The organism is Streptomyces katrae (assembly GCF_000966975.1).
Taxonomy (GTDB): Bacteria; Actinomycetota; Actinomycetes; order Streptomycetales; family Streptomycetaceae; genus Streptomyces; species Streptomyces katrae.
Map to the genome: position 1 here is coordinate 1 of NZ_JZWV01000035.1, position 960 is coordinate 960.

Genomic DNA, 960 nt, shown 5'->3' on the forward strand with positions numbered 1-960 from the left:
CCGGGTGGTCCGGGACGCGGTGGTGCTCACCGACCGGCGGCGCCTGGACCGGATCCTGACCAACCTGCTGGTCAACGCCCACAAGCACGGCCGGCCGCCGGTCGAGGTGACGGTGGAGGGGCCGGTGGTGGTGATCCACGACCACGGCTCCGGCTACCCGGCCGAACTGGTCGAACAGGGCCCCCAGCGCTTCCGCACCGGAGACCCCGGCCGCGGCCGGGGCCACGGTCTGGGCCTGACGATCGCGGCGGGCCAGGCGGCCGTCCTGGACATCGCCCTCAGCTTCGCCAACGCCCCCGACGGCGGCGCCCTGACCACCCTCCGTCTCCCGGTGGGGCGGCTCCCGGAGGGGAGTTGACGAAGGACGGATCCGGATGTTTCACGTGAAACATCCGTTTGGGCAACTGGGCGCCCCCGTCGGCCAGATCGGCAGGAGTTCGCGCACCCATCCCCGGTGGCTCCATACGAACGAATCCGGCCAGGGCGGTGGGCGCGGGCTGCGCCGATGTGGCGGCGCGGGGATGAACGGTGGATGAACCCGGCACGGCGGAGGGCCAGTTCGTGCGAGCGGCCGGGTTGGGTGGTAGGACGGGCACCACAAAGGGCGCCCCTGCCGACGTTCCAGCCAAGGGGCCGATAACCTTACGTGTCCACTCTGGGCAGGGATCAACCGCGCAGCACGGACAAATGACGCACGCACTCATGCGAAAGGCCTGGCCCATGGGTATTCGGAGCTTGTTGCGCAAGGTGTTCGGAAGGACTGTGGAGCCGGTCCCCGAGACGTCGGACGTCCCAGCGGCGGCCCTTCCCAGCCAGGCCGAACGCACGCCCCTGGACGTGGCGGCCGAGCTGGTGGCGGCGTCCTTCGACAACCCGACTGTCCCGCCGCAGTCGGCCCCGCGCGACCGCGAGGCGGGCGCCCTCCTCACCGCCCCCGCCCCCACGACGGACCCCACCGTC

The 960-nt window shown here is 72.0% G+C and carries 1 protein-coding gene and 1 pseudogene; both read left to right on the forward strand.

The window, feature by feature from the left end; all coding sequences use genetic code 11:
• Nucleotides 1-358, forward strand: a 358-nt coding sequence (locus VR44_RS02300) for an ATP-binding protein (RefSeq protein ID WP_045945643.1), incomplete at its 5' end; no start/stop codon positions are given.
• 389 nt (nucleotides 359-747) lie between these two features.
• A pseudogene (locus tag VR44_RS02305) lies at nucleotides 748-960 on the forward strand (hypothetical protein); the annotation flags it as partial.